Annotated in this window: 14 protein-coding genes; 8 read left to right on the top strand and 6 right to left on the bottom strand. The window is 73.3% G+C overall.

What is annotated here, in order from left to right:
• Position 1 precedes the first annotated feature (1 nt).
• A complete protein-coding gene (locus BLT99_RS16435; RefSeq protein ID WP_092674855.1) occupies positions 2-784 on the bottom strand; it encodes an IclR family transcriptional regulator in 783 nt (260 codons plus the stop codon).
• Between the two features lie 104 nt (positions 785-888).
• On the opposite strand from BLT99_RS16435, the gene hutH reads away from it, so the two are divergent.
• The 4 genes from hutH (at position 889) to hutI (ending at position 7157) form a co-directional block, all read left to right on the top strand.
• A complete protein-coding gene (gene hutH, locus BLT99_RS16430) occupies positions 889-2460 on the top strand; it encodes a histidine ammonia-lyase (RefSeq protein WP_092674852.1) in 1572 nt (523 codons plus the stop codon).
• A 123-nt stretch (positions 2461-2583) separates the two neighbouring features.
• The gene (locus tag BLT99_RS16425; RefSeq protein WP_092674850.1) at positions 2584-4110 is read left to right on the top strand and encodes a M23 family metallopeptidase; all 1527 of its coding nucleotides are present in this window, start codon (positions 2584-2586) and stop codon (positions 4108-4110) included.
• An 83-nt stretch (positions 4111-4193) separates the two neighbouring features.
• Positions 4194-5915 (top strand): urocanate hydratase, encoded by a 1722-nt coding sequence (gene hutU, locus BLT99_RS16420; RefSeq protein WP_092674847.1) that lies wholly within the window; start codon positions 4194-4196, stop codon positions 5913-5915.
• A 3-nt stretch (positions 5916-5918) separates the two neighbouring features.
• A complete protein-coding gene (gene hutI / locus BLT99_RS16415; protein WP_092674845.1) occupies positions 5919-7157 on the top strand; it encodes an imidazolonepropionase in 1239 nt (412 codons plus the stop codon).
• A 25-nt stretch (positions 7158-7182) separates the two neighbouring features.
• On the opposite strand, the gene BLT99_RS16410 is transcribed toward hutI, so the two are convergent.
• The 5 genes from BLT99_RS16410 to BLT99_RS16390 form a co-directional block, all read right to left on the bottom strand.
• The gene (locus BLT99_RS16410) at positions 7183-7479 is read right to left on the bottom strand and encodes a DUF503 domain-containing protein (protein WP_092674843.1); all 297 of its coding nucleotides are present in this window, start codon (positions 7477-7479) and stop codon (positions 7183-7185) included.
• A gap of 102 nt (positions 7480-7581) precedes the next feature.
• Positions 7582-8154 carry a dihydrofolate reductase family protein gene (locus tag BLT99_RS16405; protein WP_092674840.1) on the bottom strand — a complete coding sequence of 191 codons (573 nt, stop codon included), beginning with the start codon at positions 8152-8154 and terminating at the stop codon, positions 7582-7584.
• Between the two features lie 266 nt (positions 8155-8420).
• Complete coding sequence (locus BLT99_RS16400) at positions 8421-8678, bottom strand: DUF6510 family protein (RefSeq protein ID WP_092674837.1); 258 nt, start codon at positions 8676-8678, stop codon at positions 8421-8423.
• Complete coding sequence (locus BLT99_RS16395; RefSeq protein WP_092676587.1) at positions 8678-9418, bottom strand: ferredoxin reductase; 741 nt, start codon at positions 9416-9418, stop codon at positions 8678-8680. Before BLT99_RS16395 ends, BLT99_RS16400 begins: the two co-directional genes overlap by 1 nt.
• Before the next feature lie 65 nt (positions 9419-9483).
• Positions 9484-10077, bottom strand: coding sequence for a sulfite oxidase-like oxidoreductase (locus tag BLT99_RS16390; protein ID WP_092674834.1), 594 nt, complete (start codon positions 10075-10077; stop codon positions 9484-9486).
• Positions 10078-10170: 93 nt separating this feature from the next.
• Between BLT99_RS16390 and BLT99_RS16385 the strand changes: the two genes are divergently transcribed.
• From BLT99_RS16385 to BLT99_RS16370, 4 genes are read left to right on the top strand one after another with little or no spacing between them, the layout of a single operon-like run.
• A complete protein-coding gene (locus tag BLT99_RS16385) occupies positions 10171-11421 on the top strand; it encodes a molybdopterin molybdotransferase MoeA (protein ID WP_092676584.1) in 1251 nt (416 codons plus the stop codon).
• Entirely contained in the window at positions 11418-12305 is an 888-nt protein-coding gene (locus BLT99_RS16380; RefSeq protein WP_092674831.1) for an NTP transferase domain-containing protein, read from the top strand. The genes BLT99_RS16385 and BLT99_RS16380 overlap by 4 nt, the downstream gene beginning before the upstream one ends.
• 49 nt (positions 12306-12354) lie before the next feature.
• Positions 12355-13422: a GTP 3',8-cyclase MoaA gene (gene moaA / locus BLT99_RS16375; protein ID WP_092674829.1), complete on the top strand. Its 1068-nt coding sequence runs from the start codon at positions 12355-12357 to the stop codon at positions 13420-13422.
• A complete protein-coding gene (locus tag BLT99_RS16370) occupies positions 13415-13693 on the top strand; it encodes a MoaD/ThiS family protein (RefSeq protein ID WP_229724520.1) in 279 nt (92 codons plus the stop codon). The genes moaA and BLT99_RS16370 overlap by 8 nt, the downstream gene beginning before the upstream one ends.
• Positions 13694-13700: the final 7 nt, after the last annotated feature.

The following is a 13700-nucleotide window of genomic DNA, read 5'->3' as shown; positions in this document are numbered from 1 at the left end:
GTCAGCGTGCGCCGCGGATCCGTCGCGAGAGCGTGGTCGCCGCATCCCGCACTGCATCGCTCGCGGTCGCCACGAGTTCCGGCGGCGAGCCCTCGGCGAACGTGACGGCGATGGCCGCAGCCGGCCAGCCCAGGTGGTCGAGCACGGCGGCGCCGACCGATGCGAGGCCCTCGGTCACCTCGCCGTGCTCGGTCGCGACGCCCGCCGAGCGGGTCTCGGCGAGCACGGCCTTCAAGCGGGAGTACGTCCATGGCGCCTCGTCGACGGCCGCCGGATGCCGCTCGCTGAAGGCGTCGCGGTCGGGGTAGAGCGCACGCAGCTGGGCGGGTGGGAGCTCGGCGAGCATCGCCCGCCCGGACGCGGTGAGGTGCGCGGGCAGGCGCACGCCGACGTCGGACACCAGCGATGGGCGTCGCGGCGCACGCTCCTCGACCAGGTAGAGCACGTCACGTCCGTGCAGTACCGCGAGGTGACCCGACTCGGCGAGCCGGTCGACGATTCCCGCGACGAGCGGGCGGCCCAGCCGCGTGAGCGGCTGCTGCCGGCTGAAGCCGCTCGAGAGCTCGAACGCGGCGACGCCCAGGCCGTACCTGCGCTCCTCGGGCAGGTGGACGACGAACCCGCGATCCTGCATGACGGTGAGCAGTTGGTAGGTCGTCGAGCGCGGCAGCCCGAGCGCCTGGGCGATCGACGCGGCCGGTACGGGCCCGCGCTGCGCGGCGAGGTGGGCGAGGATCCGAAGCGCCTGGTCGGCCGCAGGCACCTTCGACGTCTCGCTGCGCATCGTGCCTCCGTCCCTCGTCCGCGCTTCGGTGCACGTCCGGTATCCCGGACGCCAGCGTAGTCGCGCACGTTCCCGCGCGCGCGTGCTCGGTGTGGAATCGGAGCATGAGCACCATCGCGCCCTCGCCCACCCGGACCGCCGCGGCATCCGTCACCGTCGGCATCGGCCCGCTCGGCATCGATGACGTCGTCGCGATCGCCCGGTACGACGCCGCGGTCGTGCTCGACCCGGCCGCGCTCGACGAGGTCGCGCGCAGCCGCGCGATCATCGACGGCCTCGCGGCCGACCCGCAGCCGCACTACGGCATCTCGACCGGGTTCGGCGCGCTCGCGACCACCTTCATCGCCGAGGACCGCCGTGCGCAGCTGCAGGCGAGCCTCGTCCGCTCGCACGCCGCCGGATCGGGCGCCGAGGTCGAGCGCGAGGTCGTGCGCGCACTCATGCTGCTGCGGCTCTCGACGCTCATGACGGGCCGCACGGGCGTGCGCCGCGAGACCGCCGAGACGTACGCCGCGATCCTCAATGCCGGGATCACGCCCGTCGTGCGCGAGTTCGGCTCGCTCGGCTGCTCGGGCGACCTGGCCCCGCTCGCGCACTGCGCACTCGTGGCGATGGGCGAGGGCGACGTGCGGGACGCGTCCGGTGAGTCGACGGATGCCGCGACCGCTCTCGCCGCGGCCGGCATCACGCCATTGCGCCTCGGCGAGAAGGAGGGCCTCGCCCTCATCAACGGCACCGACGGCATGCTCGGCATGCTCGCACTCGCGATCGACGATCTGCGGCGCCTGCTCACCACGGCCGACATCGCCGCGGCGATGAGCGTCGAGGGGCTGATGGGCACCGACGCGGTGTTCGCCGAGGACCTCCACGCGCTGCGCCCGCAGCGCGGCCAGGCGGCGTCCGCGGCGAACCTGCGGAATCTCCTCGCCGGTTCGCCGATCGTCGCGAGCCACAAGGGCCCGGAGTGCACGCGCGTCCAGGACGCCTACTCGCTGCGCTGCGCCCCGCAGGTGCACGGCGCCGCCCGCGACACCCTCGCGCACGCGGCATCCGTCGCCGACGCCGAGCTCGCCAGCGCGGTCGACAATCCGGTGCTCACGCTCGACGGCCGGGTCGAGTCGAACGGCAACTTCCACGGCGCACCGGTCGCGTACGTGCTCGACTTCCTCGCCATCGCGGTGGCGGATGTCGCGTCCATGAGCGAGCGGCGCACCGACCGCTTCCTCGACCGGGCCCGCAACCAGGGCCTCCCGCCGTTCCTCGCGCACGAGGTCGGCGTCGACTCCGGACTCATGATCGCGCAGTACACCGCGGCCGGCATCGTGTCGGAGCTCAAGCGCCTGGCGGTTCCCGCGTCGGTCGACTCCATCCCCTCGTCGGCCATGCAGGAGGACCACGTGTCGATGGGCTGGGCGGCCGCGCGCAAGCTGCGCCGCGCCGTCGACGGCCTCGCACGCGTGCTCGCGATCGAGGTCATGACGGCCTCGCGCGGCCTCGCCCTCCGGGCGCCGCTCGAGCCCGGACCGGCCACCGGCGCCGTCGCGCGACTGGTCGCCGCGACGGGCTCCGTGCCCGGTGAGGACCGGTTCCTGTCGCCCGAGATCGAGGCGCTGGTCGATGCGGTGACCACCGGCGAGATCGTCCGGCGCGCGGCATCCGTCGTCGCCCTCGTCTGACCCGGGATCGCGCTGCGCCCCGAATGGGGGATCCCGTGTTCGCACGGTCGGGTTGTGGCTTCCCCCGATGATCGGTAAGACTTGGGTGGTGCCGGCGCTGCAGCCGGACGCGATGGAAGCCCTATGTTCCCAGCCCGAGACATCGACGAGACCGACCCGTTCCGAGTGAAGCCCGCTCGGAAGCGCTCGGTCGCGATCGCGGCGGTCACCAGCGGCCTGCTCATCGCCCTCTCCTCCGTCACGCCGGCCTGGGCCGAGGAGACCGATCCGGTCCCGACGACCGACACCACCACGTCCGAGACCACCACCGAGCCCGCTCCGGCGCCCGAGCCCACGCCGACTGAGGAGCCGGCTCCGGCGCCCGAGCCCACGCCGACCGAAGAGCCGACGCCGACGCCCGAACCCACGCCCGAGCCGACGCCCACGCCGACGCCCGAGCCCACTCCGGAACCGACGCCGACGCCGACGCCGACGCCGACGCCCGAGCCGACCCCCACCCCCACTCCGACGCCCGAGCCGACCCCCACGCCGACTCCGACGCCGACCCCCACGCCGACGCCGACCCCCAGCCAGACCCCGACCCAGACGCCGATCTCGACGCCCGGTGTCGAGGCGCCTTTCGTCCTCGTGGGTGACGGCCCGGTCGCGCGCATGGTCACGACGGCCTCGGCGAGCTCCTCGGGCACGCAGTCGAGCTCCCTGTCCGCACTCCGCCTGAAGCTGCAGCGCGCGACGACCGAACTGCGGAACGCCGAAGCCGCGCTCGAGTCCGCGCAGTCCACCGTGGTCGTGGCGCGTGCCGTCGCCACCCGGCTCGACGAGCGCGCCGCCCAGGCCCGGCTCATGGCCGAGACGGCCGCGGGCGTCTACCTCGATGCCGTCGAGGGCGATGGTGCCGCGCTCTCCTCGATGAGCGCGGCGTTCGCCTCCGGGAACGACCTGCTCGCCGGACTCGGCGGCATGGAGCGCGTGCAGAAGCTCTCGGGAGACTCGAGCCGCCTCCGCGAGATCGCCGAACTGCGCGACGTCGAGGCCGACGCGGCCGAGGAACGCGCCGCTGCCGCGTGGGCCGCGGTCGACGCGGTGCCGATCGACCAGCTCGAGAACACGGTCACCGAGGCGAAGGGCGCGGTCACGGCCGCCCGCGCCGAGCTCAACGGCGCGCAGACCCGGCTCGCCGCCGAGGGCGTCGCCGCGTTCGACAACCTCCCCTCCGACTCCGGTCAGCTCAGCGAGCAGGGCTGGGCCTCACCCGTCGCCGGCAGCCTGACCGACGGCTACGGACCGCGGCCGAACAAGCCGCTCGCCGGAGTGAACGAGTTCCACCGGGGCACCGACATCGCCGCGCAGTGCGGCACCGCCGTGTTCGCCGCGACCGGCGGCGTGGTGATCGAGGCCGGCCCGAACGGCACGTACGGCAACTGGGTCCTCATCGATCACGGTTCCGGTGTCTCGACCGGCTACGCGCACATCCGCGACGGCGGGATCCTCGTGAGCGTCGGCCAGCAGGTCGCTGCCGGCGATCTCATCGCAGCGGTCGGCAGCACGGGCGCCTCGACCGGATGCCACCTGCACTTCGAGGTGCGGATCGGCGGCACCGCGGTCGACGCTGTGCCGTTCATGGCGGCCCGCGGCGTGCAGCTGGGCTGAACCGGCCCACCTCGTCCGGTATCCCGGACGCCACCCCCGCGACATCCGTTGAGCGCGGCACGTCGACGGTGTGGGATCGGAACATGACCACCGCTGCACCCACGACGACCGACACCGCCGCCGGTTCCCGCACCGTCCGCGCCGCGCGCGGCACCGAGCTCACCGCCAAGAGCTGGCAGACCGAGGCGCCGCTGCGCATGCTCATGAACAACCTCGACCCCGAGGTCGCCGAGCGCCCCGAGGACCTCATCGTCTACGGCGGCACGGGCAAGGCCGCGCGCAATTGGGAGGCGTACGACGCGATCGTCCGCACCCTCGAGGGCCTCGAGGCCGATGAGACGCTGCTCGTCCAGTCGGGCAAGCCGGTCGGCGTGTTCCGCACGCACGAGTGGGCGCCGCGCGTGCTCATCGCCAACTCGAACCTCGTCGGCGACTGGGCCACGTGGCCCGAGTTCCGCCGCCTCGAGCAGCTCGGACTCACCATGTACGGCCAGATGACCGCCGGCTCGTGGATCTACATCGGCACGCAGGGCATCCTGCAGGGCACGTACGAGACCTTCGGCGCCGTCGCCCGCTCGCTGGCCGTGAAGCGCGGCGAGTCCGAGGCGGATGTCGCTCGCGCCTCGCTCGAGGGCACGCTCACGCTGACGGCGGGCTGCGGCGGCATGGGTGGCGCGCAGCCGCTCGCGGTGACGATGAACGGCGGGGCGGTGCTGATCGTCGACGTCGACGAGTCGCGGCTGCGCCGCCGTGTCGAGCACGGCTACCTCGATGAGGTCGCTCCGTCGCTCGACGACGCCATCGAGCGCGTGCTCGCCGCGAAGGCGGAGCGCCGTGCGCTGAGCGTCGGGGTCGTCGGGAACGCCGCGACGGTGTTCACCGAGCTGCTCGAGCGGCGCGTCCCGGTCGACGTCGTGACCGACCAGACCAGCGCGCACGACCCGCTGTCGTATCTGCCCGAGGGCGTCCCGCTCGTGGAGTGGAAGGCCCTCGCCGCGAACGACCCCGGGGAGTTCACCAAGCTCGCTCGCCGCTCGATGGCCAGGCACGTCGAGGCGATGGTCGGCTTCCAGGCCGGCGGCGCCGAGGTCTTCGACTACGGCAACTCGATCCGCCGCGAGGCCGAGCTCGGCGGCTACGAGCACGCGTTCGACTTCCCCGGCTTCGTGCCGGCCTATATCCGTCCCCTGTTCGCCGAGGGCAAGGGGCCGTTCCGCTGGGCGGCGCTCTCGGGCGACCCGGCCGACATCGCGGCGACCGACCGCGCCATCCTGGAGCTGTTCCCCGACGACCCGCACCTGCGCCGCTGGATCGAGCAGGCCGGCGAGAAGGTCCACTTCGAGGGACTGCCCGCACGCATCTGCTGGCTCGGCTACCAGGAACGCCACCTCGCGGGTCTGAGGTTCAACGAGATGGTCGCCTCGGGCGAGCTCTCGGCGCCGGTCGTCATCGGGCGCGACCACCTCGACTCGGGCTCCGTCGCCTCGCCGTACCGCGAGACCGAGGCGATGGCCGACGGCTCCGACGCGATCGCCGACTGGCCCCTGCTCAACGCGCTGCTGAACACCGCGTCGGGCGCGACCTGGGTCTCGATCCACCACGGCGGCGGCGTCGGCATCGGGCGCTCGATCCATGCGGGCCAGGTCGTGGTCGCCGACGGCACGGACCTCGCGGCCGAGAAGATCGCGCGCGTGCTCGTGAACGACCCGGGCACCGGCGTCATGCGGCACGTCGACGCGGGCTACGACCGCGCCGTCGAGGTCGCTCGCGAGCGCGGGCTGCGCGTGCCCATGCTCGAGGGCTGACGGATGGCGCATCCCGCCGCGTCGTCGCGGCTGCTCGTCACGGGGATCGGCGAGCTCGTCACGAACGACCCGCAGCCGGGTCGCGAGGGCGGCGCGCTGGGCATCGTGCGCGACGCGGCCCTGCTCGCCGAGGACGGGGTCATCACCTGGATCGGCCCCTCCGCCGAGGCGCCCGACGTCGAGCTGGCGGGCGACGCCCCGCATCCGCACCACGTGGAGGTGCTCGACGCGGGTGGCCGCGCGGTCATCCCCGGGTTCGTGGACTCGCACACGCATCTCGTCTTCGGCGGCGACCGGGCCGACGAGTTCGCTGCGCGGATGGCGGGTCGCGCCTACGAGGCGGGCGGCATACGCTCGACCGTCGCGGCGACCCGGGCCGCATCCGACGACGAGCTGCGAGCACGCCTCGCGGGCTTCGTCGCCGAGCTGCACCGGCAGGGCACGACGACGTTCGAGGTCAAGTCGGGGTACGGGCTGTCGGTGCGCGACGAGGAGCGGCTCGTCCGCCTCGCGCGCGAGGTCACCGACGAGGTCACGTTCCTGGGTGCGCACGTCGTGCCGTTCGAGTTCCGCGAGCCCGACGGTCCAGGCGCGGATGCGTACGTCGACGTGGTCGTCGGCGAGATGCTCGCGGCGTGCGCGCCGCACGCGCGCTGGGTCGACGCCTTCTGCGAGCGCGGCGCGTTCTTCGCCGCACAGTCCCGGCGCGTGCTCGAGGCGGGCGCCGCCGCCGGCCTCGGCGTGCGCGTGCACGGCAACCAGCTCGGCGAGGGCGACGGCGTCCGCCTCGCGGTCGAGCTCGACGCGGCATCCGTCGACCACTGCACCTATCTGGCCGACGAGGACGTCGCGGCCCTCGCGGGCTCGCGCACCGTCGCGACCCTCCTGCCCGGTGTCGAGTTCTCGACACGGCAGCCGTATCCCGACGCGCGCCGGCTCATCGATGCCGGCGTGACCGTTGCGCTCGCGAGCGACTGCAATCCGGGCTCGAGCTTCACGAGTTCGCTGCCCTTCTGCATCGCGGTCGCGGTCCGCGACATGGGAATGACGCCGGCCGAAGCGCTGTGGGCGTCCACGGCCGGCGGCGCCGCGGCGCTGCGGCGAACGGATGTCGGCACACTGCGGCCCGGTTCGCGCGCCGACCTCGTGCTGCTCGACGCGCCCAGTCACGTGCACCTCGCCTATCGTCCTGGCGTACCGCTCATCGCGGAGACGTGGAAGGACGGCGCGCGCGTCGCCTGAGCCCGGCGGTGCCCGCTCGCGCGCGTCAGTCGTCGTCGCTGCGATGGAGCCGCCGGCGCGCCGACAGCAGCGTGAACTCGGGGTGCGCCGCGACGAGCCGCTCGGCCCGGTCGAGCACGTCGGTCACGCGATCGGCACCGGCCGCCGTCACGGCCACGCCGAGACGAGCGCGGCGGTGCAGGTCCTGGTCACCGACCTCGGCGACGGATGCCTCGGTGGCCCGCCGGAGCTCTGCGATCAGTGGTCGCAGCACCCCGCGCTTCTCTTTCAGCGAGTGCACGTCGCCGAGCAGCAGGTCGAACTCGATCCACCCGATCCACACGGCGTCAGCCTCCCACGTCGCGCGATGGAAGGCGCGCGAGACGCCAGGTCGGTGTCCGTTTGCGCGATGCCGGCTGACCCTCGGAGTGGCGCGAGAACGTCGTTACGTCGAGCTGCTGCTCGTGGGGCGGTAGTGCAGGGCCACCACTCCCGATCGGAACTCGTGGCGATCCACGAGCTCGAGCTGGAGACGTTCGCGGAGTCCGGCGAGCAACGTCGGGCCGTGCCCCGCAACGAGCGGCTGCACCACGAACACGTACTCGTCGATCAGTCCCAGATCCGCCAACGCCCGAGGGAGCGTCACGCCACCCACGGACAGGCCCTCGCCGGGCTCCTCCTTGAGCCGCCGGACCGTTGCCGCCAGATCGTCTCCCACCAGCTCGGCATTCCAATCGACCGCGCTCAGCGTGCTCGACACGACGTACTTCTTCGTCCGGTCGATGGCCTCGGCGAACGGGATCTCCCACTCCCGCATCCAGTCCGGCCACGTGCCCGTGGCCGGCAGCCGCCATGCCGACTCCATCATCTCGTAGGTCGTGCGGCCGAACAGCACGGCATCGGCTCGTTCCATCTCAGCGGTCCAGTAGCGCATCGACTCCTCATCAGGGGCGAGCCCTGCCTCGTGATGGACGCAGCCGTCGAGCGTGACGTTGATCGAGTATCGAAGTGGTTTCATCTCGTCGCTCTCCCCGTTGTGTGCGCTGCGCGACTTCAGCAGACCCTGCTCAGACTACGGTCGGGCCGCGTCCCATGGGGGCCTCGACCGGCGATCGCTTCCGCTCGGCTCGTGTCCGTCCCGCCTCATGTGAGGCCGCGCTCACATGAGGGATCCGGAAACCGTCCCCGGTCGCCACCCAGCCCTCGGGCCGTTGGGTAGCCTTGCGGAACCGGGCCGCAACGACGAAGGTGGCGGTTCCCGCCGCCCGAGGAGCAGCGGACTCCCTAGCGGCGAACCTCGATCGCGGTGACCCCCGCGAAGTCGATCCAGGCGCGGTCGCCGGTGTCGACGAGCACCGCGAGGACGTTGTCGCACGTCGAGCAGCGCACCACCGTGCCGGCGCCGCTGACGTAGACCATTGCGCGCGCGAGCTCAGCGATCGTGCCGCAGGCCCGGCAGCGCCCGGTCGCGGTCGTGACGTCGAACGAGAAGAAGTCGGCGAGCGGTCCGGCGAGCGCGTTGCCGTCGAGGTGGCCGGTCATCACGTGCCTCCGTAGCGTTCGGTGCGGATGGATCGCGGCTCGTGCCCGAGCTCGACGAGCCAGTCGGCGACGCGCTCCACGAAACCGGTCGAGCCGCAGACGAACACGCGCGGCCGCTCGGAGGCCGGCACGACCGCCGACTCGAGCGCCTCGCGCGTGATGCGCGCGGGCGGCGTCGACCAGCCGTCGGGCGCGCGCCGCGTGTACACGTAGTCCAGTTCGAGCGGCGCGGATGCCTCGGCGAGCGCGCGCCATTCGTCGGCGAAGTAGACGTCGTCGGGCGTGCGGACCGAGTAGAGCAGGCGGAACGGCGTCGGATCACCGCGGTCGGCGTGCGCCTGCGCCATCGCGTAGAGCGGCACGACCCCGGAGCCGCCCGCGATGAGCTGCACGGGTCGGTCCTCTCCCGACTCCGCGGCGGGGCGCCACACGAAGAACGCGCCGAGCGGCCCGTGCACCTCGAGTTGGTCGCCCGCCTGCAGCGCGTCGACGAGGAACGGCGACACCTCGCCGTCGGGCAGCTTGTCGACGGCGAGCACGACGCGCGTCGAGGGGCCCGACGACGCGATCGAGTACGACCGCGTCGCGGTGTAGCCGTCGGGCGCGGTCAGCCGGACGTCGAGGTGCTGTCCGGCCGCGTTGCCGGGCCATCCGTCGACGTCGAGCTCGATGCGGGCCGCGTTCGGCGTCTCGCGGCGCGTGGCCGCGACCGTGGCGACGTGCCATCCGGCGCGCGGCACGGCACGGAGGGCCGAACTCGGCGGGACGCCCGTCGTGGCGACCGGAGGTGCCGTCCCGTCGGCGCTCACCAGTACCGCTCCTCCTTCCAGGGGTCGCCCCGCAGGTGGTACCCGTTCTGCTCCCAGAACCCGGGCTCGTCGTCCTCCATCATCGTGAGCCCGCGAACCCACTTCGCGCTCTTCCAGAAGTAGAGGTGCGGCACGAGCAGCCGCGCGGGACCGCCGTGCTCGGGGTCGAGCGGTTCGCCGTCGAACTCGAACGCGATCCAGGCCTTGCCGTCGAGCAGGTCCTCGAGCGGCACGTTCGTCGTGTACCCGCCGTAGCTGTGCGCCATCGTGTACTCGTAGTCGGTCTCGACGCCGTCGAAGAGCGTGTCGAGGGCGACCCCGCGCCATCCGGTGCCGAGCTTCGACCAGTGCGTGACGCAATGGATGTCGGTCGTGACGTCCTCGATCGGCAACGCCATGAGCTCATCCCACGACCACGTGTGATCGGTGCCCGACTCGGTGCGGATCGTGAACGCCCAATCCGCCGTGTCGATGTCGGGCGTCGGCCCGGCGGAGAGCACTGGGAAGTCCGCGACGAGCGTCTGCCCGGGCGGCAATCGGTCATCGCGCTCGCGGCCGCGACCGGTGAAACCCCTCGTGATGAACGACATGCCCGTCTCCTCCCGCTCGGATCGGACGCCGTCGGAATCGACGATAACGAGATGGGCGCGTCATGTCACCACATGCGGGGATACCGTTGGCTCATGCCGTCCTTCTCGCCGGCGTCGGGTGCCGGGGCCTCCGTGTCGGTGGACGCGCACCTCGAGCGCGTCCTCGCCGGCGTCGCGCCGCTCGCACGGGTCGAGCGGGTGCCGCTCGCGGATGGGTCGGGACGCACGCTCGCGTCATCCGTCGACTCCCGCGTCGACCTGCCGGGGTTCGACAACTCGGCGATGGACGGCTACGCCGTCCGACGAGCGGATGTCGCGACGGCGACGCCGCTCCACCCGGTCGTGCTCGACGTCGTGGCCGACCTGCCTGCGGGCTCCGATGCGGATCCGGTCGTCGGCCCGGGTCAGGCGGCGCACATCATGACCGGGGCGCCGATTCCCGAGGGCGCCGATGCCGTCGTGCCGATCGAGCTGACGGATGGCGGAACCGCGCGGGTCTCGATCGGCGCCCCACCGCAGGCCGGTCACCACATCCGCCGCCGTGCCGAGGACCTCAGCGCCGGCGACCGCGTCCTCGAGGCGGGCGTCGTGCTCGACGCGCGACGGGTCGCCGCGGCGGCCGCGGCCGGACTGGCCGAGCTGCCGGTCGCGGGGCTGCCGCGCGTCGCGGTGGTGGCGACGGGCAGCGAGCTGGTCGAACCCGGCGGCCCGCTCGGGCGCGGACGCATCCACGACTCCAACTCGCTCCTGCTCGCGGCGCTCGTCGCCGAGGCGGGCGGCCTCGTCTCCGAACGGCTCCGGCTCCCCGACGATCCCGAGCTCCTGCGCGACTGGATCGAGGGTCGTGAGCCGTGCGACCTCGTGGTCTTCGCCGGCGGCGTGAGCGTGGGTGCGCACGACGTGGTGCGGCACGTGCTCGCGGACCTCGGCACGGTCGACTTCGCACGCGTCGCCATGCAGCCCGGCAAGCCGCAGGCGTTCGGCACGCTGCCCGGCGGCACGCCCGTGTTCGGCCTGCCCGGCAACCCCGTGAGCGTCGCGGTGTCGTTCGAGGCGTTCGTGAGGCCCGCACTGCAGCGCCTGCTCGGTCGCCACGACGTGGTGCGCCCCACCTGGCCCGCCATCGCCGAGATCGGATGGTCCTCCCCCGCCCGTCGTCGCCAGTACATGCCCGTCGCCCTCAGGGTGCGTCACGGCCGGGTGCTGGCGCGACCGGCCTCGCCCGGCGGCGCGGGCTCGCACCTTGCGGCAGGGCTCGCGGCAGCCGATGGGTTCGCGATCGTGCCCGAGCTCGTCGTGGACGTCTCCGCGGGCGACCTCGTCGAGGTGACGGTCACGCGATGACGCGGCTGAACGCCGTGATCCTCGCCGGCGGGCGCGCCGAGCGGCTCGGCGGTGCGAGCAAGCCCGACCTCGTCGTCGGCGGCCGGCGCCTGCTCGACACCGCGATCGCGGCCGCGCGCAGGGCGGGATGCGAGCGCATCGTCGTCGTCGGCCCGCCCGAGCTCGAGGCGCCCGGATGCCTCGTGGTGCGTGAGGAGCCGCCGTTCGGCGGCCCCGTGGCGGGCCTGGCCGCGGGCATCGCGGCCCTCGACGGCGCCGACCACAGAGCCGACGTCGTCGTCCTCGCGTCGGACCTCCCGGACGCCGAGGCGGCGGTCGCGCTGCTCCTCGCCGGGCGGGCCGACGCGCCCGCGGCCGACGGCGTGTGCCTCATCGACCGGTCGGGACGGTCCCAGTGGCTGACCGCGGTGTACGCGCGTGCGGCGCTCGCGCGTGCGTTCGATGAGCTGACGGAACCCGACGGAGACCCCGCGAGGCTGCATGGCACGGCGATGCGGCGGCTCGCGGCATCCGTGCACCTGACCCTCGTCACCGACGACGGGACGACCCGCGATATCGACACGTGGAGCGACCTCGCCGAGGCTCGCCACACGACAGGAGGAACCACGATGAACGAATCCCAGCACCCCGAGGTGCTCGATGAGTGGGTCGCCGAGGCCGCTCCGCTCCTGGGCCTCGACCCGGCCGACGTGCCGATCGGGACGCTGCTCGAGCTCGCGCGTCGCGCCGCACACGGCGTGGCACGCCCCGCGGCGCCCGTCACGACGTTCCTGCTCGGACTCGCGGTCGGGTCGGGCCGGCCCGACGACGTGGAGTCGCTCGCGGATCGGCTCGGCGCACTCGCCGAACAGCGCGGAGGGGGCGGCGGCGGTACGGCACTGTGACACGTGCGACGGGGGTCGCGAGCACGGCGCGGGCGCTTAGGGTGGGGACATGAGCACGCTCGCGCTCGGGATGCCGTCCGTGCGGCGGTCGCCCTCCGAGGCGCCGTCGGTCGACGGACGTCCCGACGTGCCCGGGCTCGTCGACCGCTTCGGTCGCGTCGCGCACGACCTGCGCATCTCGATCACGTCGGCCTGCTCGCTGCGCTGCACCTATTGCATGCCGGCCGAGGGCCTGCCCGTCATCCCGCGCGACGAATTGCTCTCGCCGGGCGAGATCGCCCGGCTCGTGGGCATCGGGGTCCGCGACCTCGGGATCCGCGAGGTCCGCTTCACGGGCGGCGAGCCGCTGACGCGTCCCGACCTCGTCGAGATCGTGCGGCAGTCCGCGCGTGCGGCACCCGGTACGCAGCTGTCGGTGACGACGAACGGCATCGGCCTCGACCGCCGGGCTGAGGGGCTGCGCGAGGCCGGGCTCACTCGCGTGAACGTCTCGCTCGACACGCTCGACCGCGAGCACTTCACCCGCCTCACTCGTCGCGACCGCCTTCCCGCGGTGCTCGCCGGCATCGCAGGTGCGCTCCGCGCCGGCCTCGGCCCCGTCAAGATCAACGCCGTGCTCATGCGCGAGACGCTCCACGACGCACCGGCGCTCCTCGCGTGGGCGATCGAGCACGGCTGCCGGCTTCGCTTCATCGAGCAGATGCCGCTCGACGCAGACGAAGCCTGGCGGCGCGACAACATGGTCGATGCAGCCGAACTGCTCGCCGAGCTCGGCGCACGATTCGCACTCGAACCGGTCGGCCGCGAGGATCCGGCGGCTCCCGCCGAGGAGTGGCTCGTCGACGGCGGACCCGACACGGTCGGCATCATCGCATCGGTCACGCGCCCGTTCTGCGGCGCGTGCGATCGCACCCGCCTCACGGCCGAGGGTTCGGTGCGCTCGTGCCTGTTCGGCGACGACGAGACCGACCTGCGTGCGATGCTCCGCTCGGGCGCGTCGGATGCCGAGCTCGCCGACCGGTGGCGCGCGGCGATGTGGGGCAAGAAGGCCGGGCACGGCATCGACGACCTCGACTTCGTGCGACCGGTCCGGACCATGGGAGGCATCGGTGGCTGACACCGCGACGACGACGACCACGACGGTGCTCGTGCGGTACTTCGCCGCGGCGGCGGAGGCCGCGGGCGTCGAGGAGGAACGGATCGTTGTGGCCGACCCGGATGCCGCGACCGTCGGCGCGCTGCGCGACCTGCTCGTCGCGCGCTACGGGCCGGCGATGTCGCGCGTCGTCGCGAACGGGTCGTTCCTGGTCGACGGCGTCGTGCGTCGCGATCCGGCCGCGCCGCTCGGTGCGCAGGTCGACGTGCTGCCGCCCTTCGCCGGCGGCTGACCGGGAG

This window comes from Agromyces flavus (assembly GCF_900104685.1).
Taxonomy (GTDB): Bacteria; Actinomycetota; Actinomycetes; order Actinomycetales; family Microbacteriaceae; genus Agromyces; species Agromyces flavus.
This window is presented reverse-complemented; position numbering and strand designations above follow the sequence as displayed.